Source organism: Paraburkholderia agricolaris (assembly GCF_009455635.1).
GTDB lineage: Bacteria > Pseudomonadota > Gammaproteobacteria > Burkholderiales > Burkholderiaceae > Paraburkholderia > Paraburkholderia agricolaris.
The window spans coordinates 1,795,746-1,810,732 of sequence record NZ_QPER01000001.1 but is presented as its reverse complement, the minus strand read 5'-3'; the positions used below and the strand labels follow the sequence as shown (position 1 = coordinate 1,810,732).

At 62.1% G+C, this 14,987-nt stretch carries 14 protein-coding genes; 3 read left to right on the top strand and 11 right to left on the bottom strand.

Annotated elements, in window-relative coordinates; all coding sequences use genetic code 11:
* Positions 1 to 35: 35 nt before the first annotated feature.
* The 3 genes from guaA to guaB form a co-directional block, all read right to left on the bottom strand.
* The gene (gene guaA, locus GH665_RS08210) at positions 36 to 1,619 is read right to left on the bottom strand and encodes a glutamine-hydrolyzing GMP synthase (protein ID WP_153135431.1); all 1,584 of its coding nucleotides are present in this window, start codon (positions 1,617 to 1,619) and stop codon (positions 36 to 38) included.
* A 203-nt stretch (positions 1,620 to 1,822) separates the two neighbouring features.
* The gene (locus tag GH665_RS08205) at positions 1,823 to 2,548 is read right to left on the bottom strand and encodes a hypothetical protein (protein WP_153135430.1); all 726 of its coding nucleotides are present in this window, start codon (positions 2,546 to 2,548) and stop codon (positions 1,823 to 1,825) included.
* Between the two features lie 6 nt (positions 2,549 to 2,554).
* Entirely contained in the window at positions 2,555 to 4,015 is a 1,461-nt protein-coding gene (gene guaB / locus GH665_RS08200; protein WP_153135429.1) for an IMP dehydrogenase, read from the bottom strand.
* Between the two features lie 357 nt (positions 4,016 to 4,372).
* On the opposite strand from guaB, the gene GH665_RS08195 reads away from it, so the two are divergent.
* Positions 4,373 to 5,350, top strand: a complete 978-nt coding sequence (locus tag GH665_RS08195; RefSeq protein WP_153135428.1) for a DMT family transporter — start codon at positions 4,373 to 4,375, stop codon at positions 5,348 to 5,350.
* Between the two features lie 11 nt (positions 5,351 to 5,361).
* Here the strand turns inward: GH665_RS08195 and GH665_RS08190 are convergent, their stop codons facing one another.
* Positions 5,362 to 5,694, bottom strand: a complete 333-nt coding sequence (locus tag GH665_RS08190; RefSeq protein WP_030102975.1) for an RnfH family protein — start codon at positions 5,692 to 5,694, stop codon at positions 5,362 to 5,364.
* Positions 5,691 to 6,128, bottom strand: a complete 438-nt coding sequence (locus tag GH665_RS08185; protein ID WP_028199353.1) for a type II toxin-antitoxin system RatA family toxin — start codon at positions 6,126 to 6,128, stop codon at positions 5,691 to 5,693. Before GH665_RS08185 ends, GH665_RS08190 begins: the two co-directional genes overlap by 4 nt.
* Before the next feature lie 100 nt (positions 6,129 to 6,228).
* Between GH665_RS08185 and smpB the strand changes: the two genes are divergently transcribed.
* Positions 6,229 to 6,675: an SsrA-binding protein SmpB gene (gene smpB / locus GH665_RS08180; RefSeq protein ID WP_153135427.1), complete on the top strand. Its 447-nt coding sequence runs from the start codon at positions 6,229 to 6,231 to the stop codon at positions 6,673 to 6,675.
* A gap of 68 nt (positions 6,676 to 6,743) precedes the next feature.
* Here the strand turns inward: smpB and GH665_RS08175 are convergent, their stop codons facing one another.
* From GH665_RS08175 to ppsA, 3 genes are all read right to left on the bottom strand, one after another.
* On the bottom strand, positions 6,744 to 7,676 hold the full coding sequence (locus GH665_RS08175) for an SPFH domain-containing protein (RefSeq protein WP_153135426.1): 933 nt from the start codon (positions 7,674 to 7,676) through the stop codon (positions 6,744 to 6,746).
* A 75-nt stretch (positions 7,677 to 7,751) separates the two neighbouring features.
* Positions 7,752 to 8,207, bottom strand: a complete 456-nt coding sequence (locus GH665_RS08170; protein WP_153135425.1) for an NfeD family protein — start codon at positions 8,205 to 8,207, stop codon at positions 7,752 to 7,754.
* Positions 8,208 to 8,365: 158 nt separating this feature from the next.
* Entirely contained in the window at positions 8,366 to 10,771 is a 2,406-nt protein-coding gene (gene ppsA, locus GH665_RS08165; RefSeq protein ID WP_153135424.1) for a phosphoenolpyruvate synthase, read from the bottom strand.
* A 550-nt stretch (positions 10,772 to 11,321) separates the two neighbouring features.
* Between ppsA and ppsR the strand changes: the two genes are divergently transcribed.
* The gene (gene ppsR, locus GH665_RS08160; RefSeq protein WP_153135423.1) at positions 11,322 to 12,137 is read left to right on the top strand and encodes a posphoenolpyruvate synthetase regulatory kinase/phosphorylase PpsR; all 816 of its coding nucleotides are present in this window, start codon (positions 11,322 to 11,324) and stop codon (positions 12,135 to 12,137) included.
* Between the two features lie 75 nt (positions 12,138 to 12,212).
* Here ppsR and GH665_RS08155 read toward each other — a convergent pair whose 3' ends face one another.
* The 3 genes from GH665_RS08155 to lpxB all read right to left on the bottom strand — a co-directional run bounded on the left by GH665_RS08155 (position 12,213) and on the right by lpxB (position 14,985).
* Entirely contained in the window at positions 12,213 to 12,995 is a 783-nt protein-coding gene (locus GH665_RS08155; RefSeq protein ID WP_153135422.1) for a TrmH family RNA methyltransferase, read from the bottom strand.
* Positions 12,996 to 13,057: 62 nt separating this feature from the next.
* Positions 13,058 to 13,819 (bottom strand): ribonuclease HII, encoded by a 762-nt coding sequence (gene rnhB, locus GH665_RS08150; protein WP_153135421.1) that lies wholly within the window; start codon positions 13,817 to 13,819, stop codon positions 13,058 to 13,060.
* On the bottom strand, positions 13,816 to 14,985 hold the full coding sequence (gene lpxB, locus GH665_RS08145; protein ID WP_153135420.1) for a lipid-A-disaccharide synthase: 1,170 nt from the start codon (positions 14,983 to 14,985) through the stop codon (positions 13,816 to 13,818). Before lpxB ends, rnhB begins: the two co-directional genes overlap by 4 nt.
* Positions 14,986 to 14,987 lie beyond the last annotated feature (2 nt).

The following is a 14,987-nucleotide window of genomic DNA, read 5'->3' as shown; positions in this document are numbered from 1 at the left end:
GAAATGTAAGTAGCTGGTTGGGAGTCTTTACTTCCTCACTCCCACTCAATCGTCGCCGGCGGTTTCCCCGAGATGTCATAAACCACCCGGTTAATCCCACGAACTTCATTAATGATGCGATTCGACACATGCCCCAGCAACTCGTGCGGCAGATGCGCCCAATGCGCGGTCATGAAGTCCAGCGTCTGCACAGCGCGCAGCGCCACGACATACTCATAAGTCCGGCCGTCGCCCATCACGCCGACGCTCTTCACCGGCAGGAACACCGCAAACGCCTGGCTCGTCAGGTCATACCAGGACTTGCCGGTTTCCTTGTCGATAAAGGTACGCAGCGTCTCGATGAAAATCGCGTCCGCGCGACGCAGCAGATCGGCGAAATCGCGGCGCACTTCGCCGAGAATCCGCACACCCAGACCCGGGCCTGGGAACGGATGGCGATACACCATGGCCGGCGGCAAACCGAGCTTCACGCCGAGTTCGCGCACCTCGTCCTTGAACAGTTCACGCAGCGGTTCGAGCAGCTTCAGATTCAGCGTCTCAGGCAGGCCGCCCACGTTGTGGTGGCTCTTGATGGTCTGCGTGGCCTTCTTGCCCTTGCCGGCCGATTCGATCACGTCCGGATAGATCGTGCCTTGTGCGAGCCACTTCGCGTCCGTCAGCTTGTTGGCTTCGGTCTGGAACACCTCGACGAATTCCGCGCCGATGATCTTGCGCTTCGCTTCCGGATCGGTCACGCCGGCCAGTTTCGACAGGAACACTTCGCTCGCGTCGACGTGAATCACCTTGACGCCAAGGTTCTCAGCGAACGTTGCCATCACCTGCTCGGCTTCGTTCAAACGCAGCAGGCCGTGATCGACGAACACGCAGGTCAGCTGATCGCCAATCGCGCGATGCAACAGCGCCGCCGCCACCGACGAATCCACGCCGCCCGACAAACCCAGAATCACGTGCTCGTTACCCACCTGCTCGCGAATCTTCGCGACGGCTTCGTCGATGTAATGGCCCATTTCCCAGTCAGGGTTCGCGCCGCAAATCTGCAGCACGAAGCGTTCGAGCATCGCGCGGCCCTGCACGGTGTGCGTCACTTCCGGATGCCATTGCAAACCGTAGAAATGGCGCGCTTCGTCAGCCATCGCCGCGATCGGGCACGATTCCGTCGACGCCATCAGCTTGAAACCCTGCGGCATTTCCAGCACCTTGTCGCCGTGGCTCATCCACACCTTCAGCATGCCGTGACCTTCCGGCGTGGTGAAGTCGCTGATGCCTTCGAGCAGGCTCGTATGGTTGCGCGCGCGCACTTCGGCATAGCCGAACTCACGCAGGTGGCCGATATCGACCTTGCCGCCGAGCTGCTCGGCCATCGCCTGCATGCCGTAGCAAATGCCCAACACGGGTACGCCGAGTTCGAACACCACTTGCGGCACGCGCGGCGTATCCGATTCGGTGACCGAGCTCGGGCCGCCGGAGAGAATCACGCCCTTCGGCGCGAAATCGCGAATGAACGACGCATCGACGTCGTACGGATGAATTTCCGAATACACGTTGGCTTCGCGAACGCGACGTGCAATCAGTTGGGTGACTTGCGAACCGAAGTCGAGGATCAAGATCTTGTCATGCATGGCAACGGACGGAGTCAAAAGTGAACGGATACGGGATACCGCGCAAGAAGCGCGGCGTTGAATTCAAAGCGGTCCACGTAAGGACCATCGAACATGAAGCGTAGCGATGAAGCGCGCTGGACCGTTCAACATCGCAGGCACCTGCCTGCGGCGCGCGCGAACGGAATCCGGTTGCTTCGACAGGCGTTCTGGCGCTTGGCGCGTCAGCCATGAAACGGCGGCCGGGGCGCACCGGGTGCATCGGCGGCGGCGTTGCGCGCGTCGTCCCGCGCTGCGGCTGCCTCCGCCCGTGCGGCGCGTTCAGAGGCCGTCAGGCCCGGTTCGTCGACCGACGGGTAGACCGGCACAGCCGAAACAGGACTCACAGGCCGTGTGACCGGCATAACGGGCTCTACGACCGGCTCGGCACGATAGACCGGCTCCGCCGTCACGCGACCGGTGTCGCGCCTGTTGGCAGCGTCTTTGGCGGCATCTTTCGCGGCCTGCTTTTCTGCACGTTCGGCGGCAGCGGCTTCAACCAGCCGCAACTTTTCACGCCGCCGCACCGCGCCCGACAGACGCACACCGCCCAGGCCAACCACCAGCAGCACGACACCGGTCAGCACGGCGATGATCTGCCCGAAGCCGGTCAACGCCGGCGTATGCAGCCCGAGCAGCCAGACCAGCATCAGCACGCCGGTCAGCCAGTTCACATGGCCGACGACCCTGGCGACCGTCGACGTGAGCGCGCCGTCGATCGACGCGTGCAAAGCGAGCCACGCGAGCCCGATCAGCGCCACGCCAAACCCCTGGCCGACCAGAGCCGGCTGGGTTTGCACCAGTTGCAGCGCGTTGTACAACGAAGTCCAGGGCGTCAGCAGAAACAGCACGCCGAACGCAAGCAGCAACAACGCATCGAGGATGAGTACAGCGCGCAGCAATGGCTTCATTGGCGTTTAGTCCACGTGGTAGTTGGGCGCTTCCTTGGTGATCTGCACATCATGCACGTGCGACTCGCGCAAGCCCGCACCCGTGATCTGCACGAACTCGGCCTTGTCGTTCATCTCCGCGATGGTGCGGCAGCCGCAGTAGCCCATGCTGGCGCGCACGCCGCCGATCAGCTGGAACAGGATTGCGTTGACCGAACCCTTGTAGGCGACGCGGCCTTCGATACCTTCCGGCACCAGCTTGTCGATGTTCGCGGAATTGTCCTGGAAATAGCGGTCTGCAGCACCGTCCTTCATCGCGCCGACCGAGCCCATGCCACGGTACGACTTGTATTGACGGCCCTGGAACAGGAACACGTCGCCCGGCGCTTCTTCGGTGCCGGCGAACATGCTGCCCATCATCACGGAATTCGCGCCGGCGGCCAGCGCCTTGCTGACGTCGCCCGAGAATCGCACGCCACCGTCGGCGATGACCGGCACGCCGGTGCCCTTGAGCGCTTCCGACACGTTCGAGATCGCCGTGACCTGCGGCACACCCACACCGGCAACGATCCGCGTCGTGCAGATCGAGCCCGGGCCGATGCCGACCTTCACGCCGTCTGCGCCGTATTCGACCAGCGCCTTGGCCGCCGCGGCCGTGGCGATGTTGCCGCCGATCACTTCAACGTGCGGGAAGTTCTGCTTGACCCAGCGAACGCGCTCGAGCACGCCCTTGCTGTGGCCATGCGCCGTGTCGACCACGATGACGTCGACGCCGGCCTGCACCAGCAGCTCAACGCGTTCTTCGTTGTCTTCGCCCACGCCGACCGCCGCGCCCGCGCGCAGCTTGCCGTGCTCGTCTTTACACGCGTCCGGGTGCTCGGTTTGCTTGGTGATGTCCTTGACGGTCATCAGGCCGCGCAGTTCGAATGCGTCGTTGATGACCAGCACGCGCTCAAGGCGATGGCTGTGCATCAGCGCCTTGGCTTCGGCGAGCGGCGTGCCTTCCTTGACGGTGACGAGGCGCTCGCGCGGCGTCATGATGTTGCGCACCGGCTCGTCCAGACGCTCTTCAAAACGCAAGTCGCGGTTCGTGACGATGCCGACCAGTTGCGCGCCTTCGACGACCGGGAAGCCCGAAATGCCATGCTGGCGTGACAGCGCAATGACGTCGCGCACCTTCATTTGCGGCGGCACGGTGATCGGATCGCGCACGACGCCCGATTCGAAGCGCTTGACCTTGGCAACTTCAGCCGCCTGTTCAGCCGCGGTGAGGTTCTTGTGGATGATGCCCACGCCACCCATTTGCGCCATCGCGATCGCGAGACGGGCTTCGGTGACGGTGTCCATGGCGGCGGACACGAGCGGCATATTCAGGGAGATGTTGCGGGTCAGCCGGGTCTTGAGGCTGGTGTCGCGCGGCAAAACATCGGAGAAAGCCGGGACGAGGAGCACGTCATCGAACGTGAGTGCTGTTTGGATCAGACGCATGGCAAATCCTATAGGCGCAAAAGCGAATTATACGCGATACCTCCCCGGTTTTCACTGCACTAACAGCAGCTTAGCGAATTTCGGGGGATTTTTTTCACGACTTTACCCCTTCCGATTTCGGTTCCGCGTTCGCCTCGAGTTCGATCCGGTTTCGTTTGCGCGTTCGGGTGCAAGGAGACTCCCCACGGCTCAAACGCGCGCAATTTGACAGACTCTCACGCCCCGGGCCACCGCCCGGAAGTTAAAAGGCGGCTGAAAACGCCGGATAAAACCGCTGGAATGCAGAATCAAACAAGACGCCCGGCCCGCCAAACGGCTATTCTGCCGACCATTCCAGTTTTCTTGCAGGGGCAGTCAATGCAGCGCGGTGTGGCATATGGAGTAATGGCCGGGGCCTTATGGGGCATGGTGTTTCTGGTGCCGCGCGTGCTGCCCGATTTTTCGCCGCTGCTGCTGAGCGCCGGCCGCTACACGATGTACGGCATCGTTTCGCTGGCCGCCGCGCTGCCGATGGCACGCTCGCTGGTCAAACGCCTGACCCGGGAGGATCTCGGCGCGCTGGTCAAACTGGCGCTGGCCGGCAACCTGCTCTACTACTTGCTGCTGACCGCGGCGGTCCATATGATCGGCATCGCGCCGGCCTCGCTGATCGTCGGGGTGCTGCCGGTCACGGTGACGCTGCTCGGCCGGCGCGATCACGGCGCCGTGCCGCTCGCCCGCCTCGTATGGCCTCTTTGCCTGGTGGTGGCCGGCATCGCCTGCATCAACATCGACGTCTTCACGGTCGCAGACAGCGCGCCCGTGAGTATCGCGACAAAACTCCTCGGCCTCGCCTGCGCGGTCGGCGCGCTCGCCTGCTGGACGTGGTTTGCCGTCGAAAACGCCCGCTACCTGCAGCGCCAGACGCATTTCAGCGGTAACGAGTGGTCGGTGCTATGGGGTGTGGTGACCGGCGCGCTCGGCGCGGCATTGTGGCTGGTAGTCGCCGTCATGCCGTCTGGCGCCCTGCAGGCACCGCTCGGCGACGCGCGCTGGCATACCTTCTGGATGCTGAATCTGGGCCTTGCGGTCGGCGCGTCGTGGCTTGGCAACGGGCTGTGGAACGCCGCGTCGAAGCGGCTGCCGCTGACCCTGTCCGGCCAGATGATCGTGTTCGAAACGCTATTCGCGCTGCTCTACGCGTTCATCTACGACCAGCGCCTGCCACGCCCACTGGAAACCGCGGCGATCCTGCTGCTGGTGGCGGGGGTGTGCTGGTCGGTGCGCCAGCATGCGGACGACGGCACGTCCGGCACCGTATCGATCGAGGACAAGGCGCAGCCGTCCGCGCACTAGCGCATTGGCCGCTAACGCGAATCCTTGTTCTGCCAGCGGCGCCCTTCGATTGAACCCGCCTTGCGCGTCTTTTCGACGCGCCGTTGACGCGAGAGCTTCGGATCCACCAGCAGCGGCCGGTAAATCTCGACGCGATCATGGTCGGCTAGCACCGTATCCAACGGCTTGAGCTTGCCGAACACGCCTACTTTCTGCGTGCCCAGATCGATCTGCGGGTAACGCTGCAAGATGCCGCTTGCGTCGAGCGCCTGCTGCAGCGTGGCGCCTTCCGGCAAGTCCACGGCGATCAGCGTCTGCTCATTGGCAAGCGCGTAGCAGACTTCAATCGACAAGCGCGCGCTCATGCCTTACCGTAGCGCTGATCGGCGCGCTTCACGAACGATTCGACGAAGGTGTTGGCAATGTGGCTGAACACCGGCCCGATGATCTTCTCGAGAATGATGTTGGTGAATTCGTAGTGCAACGCGAATTCGATCTTGCAGGCATCCGCCCGCAGCGGCGTGAAACGCCAGAAGCCGGTGAATTTGCGAAACGGGCCGTCAGCGAACTCCATATCGATGCGCGTGGGCCGCTCCATGCTGTTGCGGGTGGCGAAATGCTGCTTGATGCCCTTGAAGTTGATATCGATCTTCGCCTCCATGCCGGTTTCGTCCTGGCGGCGAATTTCGACACCCCCGCACCAGGGCAGGAAGTTGGGGTAATCGGCGACGTCGGTAACGAGGTCGAACATCTGTTCCGCCGAATGGCGGATCAACACGGTTTTCTGGACATCTGCCATAAATTGAACAGCGCGTGGCAAGGGTGGGCAAGCGCCGCGGGCTTTCCTCGCCTCGCTTTGCTAAAATCGTGATTTTAAACGAGTTGGGCACTTTCCATTCATGAGCATCATAGACAACAGAAAAGCCTTCTACGACTATTCGGTCGAAGAACGCTACGAAGCAGGGCTCGTGCTCGAAGGATGGGAGGTCAAAGCCCTGCGCGCCGGGCGTGGCCAGATCAAGGAAGGCTATGTGGTGATCAAGAACAACGAACTGTTCCTGATCGGCACGCACATCAGCCCGCTGCCCGAAGCCTCGACCCACATCCACCCGGACCCGGTGCGCACGCGCAAGCTGCTGCTGCATAGCGAGGAAATCAGCAAACTGATCGGCAAAGTCGAGCAGCGCGGCTACACGCTCGTGCCGCTGAACTTCCACTACAAGGGCGGCCGTGTCAAATGCGAAATCGGCTTGGCCAAGGGCAAGAAGCAGCACGACAAGCGCGAAACGGAAAAGAAGCGCGACTGGGAACGCGAGAAGGCGCGCCTGATGCGCTCAGCCACGTAATCGTGGTGCTTCAATAAAAAATGGCCCGCAAAATAAGCGGGCCATTTTTTTGAGCGGAAAAAGCTGAATCAGCGCACTTCGGAAGCGCCCTTCCCTTTATTCACGATCGTCAGCGCCGAGGCGATCATCGAACTCATATCCGCCAGGTTGCCCGGCACGATCAGCGTGGTGCCCTGCTTGGCCAGGTTGCCGAACGCGTTCACGTACTGCTCGGCCACCTTCAGGTTCACGGCTTCCATCCCGCCGTTCGACTGGATTGCCGCAGCGATTTTCTGAATCGCCTGCGAGTTAGCCTCGGCCACCGCCAGAATCGCCGACGCCTGCCCTTGCGCCTGATTGATCGCCGCCTGCCGTTCGCCTTCGGATTTCTGGATCGCCGCCTCGCGGCCACCGGACGCGATATTGATCTGCTCCTGCTTACGCCCTTCGGATGCTGCGATCAGCGCGCGCTTTTCGCGCTCAGCGGTGATCTGCGCCTGCATTGCGTGAAGAATTTCCTTCGGCGGCGTCAGATCCTTGATCTCGTAGCGCAGCACCTTGACGCCCCAGTTCGACGCGGCTTCATCGAGCGACGACACGATGCTGTGATTGATGAAATCACGCTCTTCGAACGTCTTGTCGAGCTCGAGCTTGCCGATCACCGAACGCAGCGTGGTCTGCGACAACTGCGTAATCGCGAACACGAAGTTGCTCGAACCGTACGACGCCTTCATGGGATCGGTGACCTGGAAATACAGCACGCCATCCACCTGCAATTGCGTGTTGTCGCGCGTAATACACACTTGGCTCGGCACTTCGAGCGGAATTTCCTTGAGGATGTGCTTGTACGCGATCCGGTCGACGAACGGAAACGCAAAGCTCAAGCCTGGCGTCAGCGTACGGTGATAGCGGCCAAGCCGCTCCAGCACCCACGCATGCTGCTGCGGCACGATCTTGAGTGTCTGTGCCGCCAGCACGATCACGATAAGCAGAAGCACCGCCGCGACGATGGTTGAGTCCATTACTGACCTCCGGTCCGTAGTTCGAATAGTTGTACGTCGTTTTGTGCACGCGTTGGTGCACACATGGGTGCACGCTCAGTCCACCGTCACCCCGGTTTTCGCCTGCCGGCTGGCCACGACCACAAGGCAACTGCCGCGCATCTCGACGATTTCATAAAGCTGCGCATCTTCGGGCTCGCCGGCGGCCAGTTCGACGTCCCAGGCAGCGCCGCGGTAATTGGCGCGCGCCCGGTGCTCGTGCCACGCCGGCACGGCCAGAGTCTGGCCGATATCCAGATTGACGTCAGGGTTCTTCGACGCCTCCTTGCGCGTTCTGCGCCCGAAGCGCGAGCGCCTCAGCAACAGCACCGCGGCCAGCGCCACGACGGCTGCAATCGCAAACTGTAGATCGGCGGCGGCACCCGCTATATGGGCAATAGCGGCCGCCACACAACCCAACGCGATCATCAGCAAATAGAACGTGCCGCTGATCAACTCCAGCACGACAAGCACACCTGCTCCGATCCACCAGAACAATCCACCTGGCGCCATGTTGATCTCCACAAAGCAAAACACCCCGGATCTACCGGGGTGTTTATAGCACGAAGCGGGTGCATATTACCGGGCAGCGCAGCACGCTTTTACGTGCTTTTGACGTACCGCACCGCCCTTTATGCAAGCTGCTTATCGGGCCTCCGCCCGGTGCTCAATTACTTCTTCAGCGATTTCGCCAGTTGCTGCCACGTCTCGATGATCGAATCCGGGTTCAGCGAGATCGACGCGATGCCTTCATCGGTCAGCCACTGTGCAAAGTCCGGATGATCCGAAGGACCCTGCCCGCAGATACCGACGTACTTGTTCAGGCGCAAGCAGGTTTCAATCGCGCGCTTGAGCATGAACTTCACCGCCGGGTCGCGTTCGTCGAAATCGACTGCCAGCAATTCCATGCCCGAGTCGCGGTCGAGGCCGAGCGTGAGCTGCGTCAGGTCGTTCGAACCGATCGAGAAGCCGTCGAAGAATTGCAGGAATTCTTCGGCGAGAATCGCGTTCGACGGCACTTCGCACATCATGATCAGGCGCAAGCCCTTCTCGCCGCGCTTCAGGCCGAACTTCTCCAGCAGCCCGACCACGCGCTCCGCCTGCTTCAGCGTACGCACGAACGGCACCATGATCTCGACGTTGTCGAGGCCCATCTCCTCACGCACCTTCTTCAGCGCGATACATTCCATCTGGAACGCTTCGGCGAAGTCGTCGGCGATGTAACGCGATGCGCCACGGAAGCCCAGCATCGGGTTTTCTTCGTCCGGCTCGTAGCGCGAACCGCCGATCAGCTTCTTGTACTCGTTCGACTTGAAGTCCGACAGACGCACGATCACGGGCTTCGGATAGAACGCCGCCGCGATCGTTGCGATACCTTCGGTCAGTTTGTCGACGTAGAACGCGCGCGGCGATGCATGGCCACGCGCCACGCTTTCCACGGCCTTCTTCAGGTCCTGATCGATGTTCGGATACTCGAGAATCGCCTTCGGGTGAACGCCGATGTTGTTGTTGATGATGAATTCGAGCCGTGCCAGACCCACGCCTGCGTTCGGCAGTTGCGAGAAGTCGAAGGCCAGTTGCGGATTGCCGACGTTCATCATGATCTTCACCGGAATCGGCGGCAGTTCGCCGCGCTGCACTTCGGTGACTTCGGTTTCGAGCAGACCGTCGTAGATCTTGCCTTCGTCGCCTTCAGCGCACGACACGGTCACGAGCGAGCCTTCCTTCAGCACGTCGGTCGCATCGCCGCAACCGACCACGGCCGGCACGCCCAGCTCACGCGCGATAATCGCCGCATGGCAGGTCCGGCCGCCACGGTTCGTGACGATGGCGGATGCGCGCTTCATCACCGGCTCCCAGTTCGGGTCGGTCATGTCGGCCACCAGCACGTCGCCCGGCTGCACACGGTCCATTTCCGACGGATCGTGAATCACACGCACCGGACCCGCGCCGATCTTCTGGCCGATCGCGCGACCGGTAGCCAGCACGTTCGACTGGCCCTTCAGCTTGAAGCGTTGCTCGGCCTTGCCCGCAGCCTGACTCTTCACCGTTTCCGGACGTGCCTGCAGGATGAATATCTTGCCGTCGCGGCCGTCTTTGCCCCACTCGATGTCCATCGGACGCTCGTAGTGCTTTTCGATAATGACGGCGTATTTCGCGAGTTCGATCACGTCTTCGTCGGTGATCGAGAAACGGTTGCGCTGCTCGTGCGCGACGTCGACGGTCTTCACGCGGCCTTGCTCGCCGGCCTTGGTGAATTCCATCTTGATCAGCTTCGAGCCGATCGAGCGGCGGATGATCGGGTACTTGCCTTGTGCGAGCGTGGTCTTGAAGACGTAGAACTCGTCCGGATTCACGGCGCCCTGCACGACCGTTTCGCCCAGGCCATAGCTCGACGTGATGAATACGGCGTCCTTGAAGCCGGATTCCGTGTCCAGCGTGAACATCACGCCTGCCGCACCGACGTCCGAACGCACCATGCGCTGCACGCCTGCGGACAACGCGACTTCAGCGTGAGTGAAGCCCTTGTGAACGCGATAGGAGATAGCACGGTCGTTATACAGCGACGCGAACACGTGCTTCATGCGATCGAGCACCTCGTCGATGCCGACCACGTTGAGATAGCTTTCCTGCTGACCCGCGAACGATGCGTCCGGCAAGTCTTCCGCCGTTGCCGACGAACGCACGGCAAACGACAGTTCTTCAGGCGAGCTGTTTTGCAGGGTGTCGAAGCCCGCGCGAATATCCGCTTCCAGACGCGGTTGCATCGGCGCGTCGACAATCCATTGGCGGATTTCCTTACCCGCCTCGGCGAGCGCCTTCACGTCGTCGACGTCGAGCGTTTCGAGGCGTTTGGCGATGCGTTCTGTCAGATTGTTGTGCTGCAAGAAGTCGCGGAAAGCCAGTGCCGTCGTGGCGAAGCCAGTCGGCACGCGAACACCTGCGCCGGCGAGCTGACTGATCATCTCGCCCAGCGACGCATTCTTGCCGCCGACAATCTCCACATCGGTCATCCGCAACTGCTCAAACGGAACTACATACGCCTCTTCCTTTGCGACGGTAACTGCGTTAGTCATACAAGCCCCTAAGTGTGAAAGAAATTCACGGCTGTGCAAGTGGGCTTGAACGCGAGACGCCCATTGGAAGCGTGACCTCGCGTCTTGCACAACCTGTTGGAGAAGCAATCGCCGCAGATGGCCGCGCGGACCAAAAAGCGCCAGATGCACGAAGTAGAAAGCGGATGGACGAAATTACCGATCGATCCACCCCAATCTCTCAATTTGCCGCAAGTTACCGGCGCAAAGCGCGGCGTTGACCGACCGTTCGCGGTGAGTTAGACGCCAATCGCCTGCAATTGCTTATCCAACAGGTTGCCGCTATTCTACCGTGCCGACTCTCAAAATGTGACAGTCGGACGAGAATTGCGCCTCGAATCGCGCCCCGGACCGGCTGACGGGCTCTTGCGAGGCTTTCGCGAGGTCCCACCGCCATCCGGACGCAATTGCGGTGCCCACGGCGCGCTGAAATGACGCCGCTGCAATCTCCGGTTAGCCACCGTGCAGCGATGCCAATGCAGCGATGTTTCATTCGAGCGCTTTTTCCCGCTCACGTTCCCCAGCCCCACTGATGCCGCCCACCGTATTCATCGTCTCCGACGGTACCGGGATCACTGCCGAAACCTTCGCGCATTCGATCCTCTCCCAGTTCGACCAGAAATTCCGCCTGGTTCGCGTGCCCTTCGTCGATTCGACGGAAAAAGCCTACGTCACGCTCGAAAAGATCAACGAAGCGACCGAGCAGGACGGCCGCCGTCCGATCGTCTTTACGACGCTGGTGGACAGCGCCTCGAATCAGATCGTCAAAGGCTCAAAGGCGCTCGTGCTGGACATGTTCCAGACCTTCGTCGAGCCGCTCGAACAGGAACTGGAGCTGAAGTCGAGCCACGCGATGGGCCGCGGCCACCAGAACGCCGATACCGAGGAATACAAGAACCGGATCGAGGCCATCAATTTCTCGCTCGCCCACGACGACGGTCAATCGAACCGCAATCTGGCCGATGCCGATGTGATTCTGGTCGGCGTTTCGCGCAGCGGCAAAACGCCGACGAGCCTGTATCTGGCCATGCAGTACGGGGTGAAAGCCGCCAACTATCCACTGATTCCGGAAGACTTCGAACGCGGCAAGCTGCCTACGCCACTATTGGCGCATCGGCAAAAGATGTTTGGTTTGTCGATCGATCCGCAGCGGCTTTCGGAGATTCGCAACGAGCGCCGGCCGGGCAGCAAATACGCCGCGCCGGAGAATTGCCGCTACGAGATCAATGAAGCCGAAGCCATGATGCGGCGCGAGGGCGTGAAGTGGCTTTCGTCGACGCATAAGTCGATCGAAGAGATCGCGACGACGATCCTGCAGGAGATCAAGCTGGATCGGCCGGCTTATTGAGCGTGGCCAGTTTTACCTGCGCGCATGGTGCTGGGGAGGCCGCGCAGGCGGCCTCACACCGAAGTCAGTGCAGGCTCATGTGCGGCGCTGCTGGCGGCATTGTTCGAATACACAGACAGCCGCCGCAGCCGCCACATTGAGCGATTCCATGCCGCCCGGCTGAGGAATCGTCACCCGCAACGAAACTGCATCGCGCCAGGTCTGCGATACGCCGGCTCCTTCGTTGCCGAACACCCACGCGAGCGGACCGCTCAGATCGCAATCGTAGATCGCCTCGGCGCCGTGCGAATCCGTGATGACGACGGGCACCGCAAGGCGCTCGATCAACCCCTGTGCCTCGACATCCTCGTGGATTTGCAGCAGAAAATGCGCGCCCATGCCCGAGCGCAGGACTTTCGACGACCATGCGTAAGCCGTACCCGGGGCGCAAAACACCTGCTGAATCCCGGCTGCGGCCGCGCTGCGCAGAATCGAACCGACGTTGCCGGCGTCCTGCACGCCGTCGAGCACGAGGCAGGTCTGCGCGACCTTGTCCGGCAGCGGCGTGTCGAGCTTCTCGACCAGCAACAGAATCCCCACACCGTGCACGACGTTCGACAACTGTCCGAACAACGCGTCGGGCAGCGTAACGATGCGGTGCTCGTCGATGCGCGACACAATGGCCTGCGCTTCGTCGTGACGCAACGCACCCTCAGTAACGATGCACATTTCCGGCTGCCCGGCGACGTCGAGATAGGCGCTCGCGAGATGGAAGCCTTCGAGCAGCGCGTGGCCGCTGCGACGCTGCTGATGCGTCGAGCCGGCCAGCGCTTTAAGGCGCTTGTAGAGCGGATTGTCCCGCGAGGTGATGGCTTTCACAGGCAGCGAAGACAGTGAGAATGAGGAAAAGGATGGGCGATACGCCGGGTCACACGTGGCGCTCAGGCGCCGCTGCGTTCGCCGAAAGCGTCGTCGTCGAGCATGGCGTCGGCGAGCGTTCCGGACACGACGATCACGTCGCCCAGCGGCCGCTTTGCACCCGTGCCGAAACGCTGATGCGCTTCACGCACCGGTGCGAACGAGCGCCGATGATGCTCGCAGGGCCCATGTTCGCGCAGCGCCGCGAGATGCTGCGGCGTGCCATAGCCGGCGTGCGCGTCAAAGCCGTAAACCGGATAGGTCTGATGCAATTCGAGCAGCATCCGATCGCGCGTGACCTTGGCGAGAATCGACGCCGCCGAAATGCTCTTGACCAGTGCATCGCCACCGATCACCGCCTCGCTGCGAATGCTCAGCGTCGGGCAGCGATTGCCGTCGATTTTCACGAGCGTCGGCACGACCGAAAGACCTTCGACCGCCCGCTTCATCGCCAGCATGGTGGCGTGCAGGATGTTCAGCGTGTCGATTTCTTCGACGGTAGCCGACGCGACGCAGTAAGCCAACGCCCGCTCGACGATCTTGTCGTACAGTTCGTCGCGCTTTCTGGCGGTGAGTGCTTTCGAATCGTCGAGGCCGCGAATCATCGGTTTCGACGGATCGAAAATCACCGCTGCAGCGACCACCGGGCCGGCCAGCGGCCCACGCCCTGCTTCGTCGACGCCGCAGACGATGTCATCCGGCGTCTCGAAGTTAAGACCGACCTGCCGCGCCGCCACGCCTGCAGCGCTCGCAGTCTTGCGGCGGGGTGCGCGCGCAGTGGTCACGGCAGCGCCCTGCGCTTTTCAATCACGCTCGCCACCACTTCCGCTGCACGCTGCGCGGTGTTCTGCTTCAACACGTGATGCATCTCCGTGAAGATTTCCGTCAGCGTGCGCCGGTTGGCCTCGTCGCGCAACTGTTTCAGCGTGGCCTCGGCGAGCGCCTGCGGCGTCGCGAAATGCTGCAGGATCTCTGGCACGACGAAACGCCCGGCCAGAATGTTCGGCAAGCCGACATACGGCAGATAGCCCTGGCGGCGCATGATCTGACCCGTCAGCCAGGGCACCTTGTACGAAATCACCATCGGCTTTTTCAGCAACGCAGCTTCCAGCGTCACCGTGCCGCTCTTGACGAGAATCGCATCGGCCGCCGTCATCGCGAGTTGCGACTGGCCGTCGGTAATGGTCAGCGCGAGCCCGGGATGCGCGTCGACCAGCGGCCGCAGCATTTCGCGCAGCGCGGGCGTGGCCGCCGGCATCACGAAACGCAAGCCAGGCTCCTGGTGCTGCATCATCTCCATCGCGGCAAAGAACGTCGGACCGATCAGATCGATCTCCGAGCGCCGGCTGCCCGGCAGCACTGCGATGATCGGCCCGCTCTCAGCGAGGCCGAGCGTGCGGCGCGCGCCGAGCGTATCGGGCACGAGCGGAATCTCGTCGGCGAGCGGATGACCCACGTAGGACGCCGCGACACCAGCCTTTTCCAGCAGCGCCTTTTCGAACGGGAACACGCAGAGCATGTGGTCGACCGCCTTGGCGATCTTCTTGATGCGCCCGCCCCGCCACGCCCAGATGGACGGGCAGACGAAGTGAACGGTCGGAATACCCGCCTCGCGCAACGGATGCTCGAGGCCGAAATTGAAATCGGGCGCATCCACGCCGACGAACACCGACGGCGGCTCAGCCAGCAGTTGCCGCTTCAGTTCGTTGCGGATGCCGAGGATTCCGGGAATATGCCGCAGTACTTCGACATAGCCGCGCACGGTCAGCTTTTCCATCGGCCAGTGCGCGTCGAAGCCCTGGGCGATCATGCGCGGGCCGCCGATCCCGTAGTAGTGCGTGGAGGCAGGCAAACGGCTTGCGAGGCCTTCGAGCAGCGAGGCCGCCAGCAGGTCGCCGGACGGCTCGCCAGCGACCATCGCCACGCGTATCGGACTTGGGTTGAGGGCCATCG